This is a genomic window from Haloferax sp. KTX1 (genome assembly GCF_902410085.1).
Lineage (GTDB): Archaea > Halobacteriota > Halobacteria > Halobacteriales > Haloferacaceae > Haloferax > Haloferax massiliensis.
Genome location: NZ_CABPRH010000240.1, coordinates 1 through 425 on the forward strand (window position 1 = coordinate 1; position 425 = coordinate 425).

Here is a 425-nt window from a genome sequence, read left to right on the forward strand (position 1 = left end):
AGCAGCAGGCGAGAAACGAACTGCGAGGACTGTGGCCTGGTGAACGAGCAATACCAGATTGACCGCAGGCCGGAATGGCGGACGTACGACAAGGAGGAACAGCAGCGGACGGGCGCACCTCGGACGGCCACTCGCCACGACCGAGGCCTGTCGACGAATATCGGAAGCGTCGATAGTGCAGATATTTCCCCGAGACGGCGTCGACGGCTTGCTCGCCAGCGACAACTCCACGGCCGGTCGAAGTTCACCAGCAAGCGCGACCGGAATCTCGCTCACGGGCTTGGCGAAACCCGACGCATCGCGAGTGCGCTGTCTGAGAGCAACGCGGTGAAAGAGCAGGCAGCCACGTTCTTCAAGGAAGCCCAAAACAAGGACCTCCTGATCGGACGGTCGATTGAGGGCGGTGCAGCGGCCGCTGTGTACGC

Annotated in this window: 1 pseudogene; it reads left to right on the top strand. The window is 62.6% G+C overall.

Annotated elements, in window-relative coordinates:
- Nucleotides 1–425 (top strand): annotated as a pseudogene (locus FY251_RS22915) (transcription initiation factor IIB family protein); the annotation flags it as partial.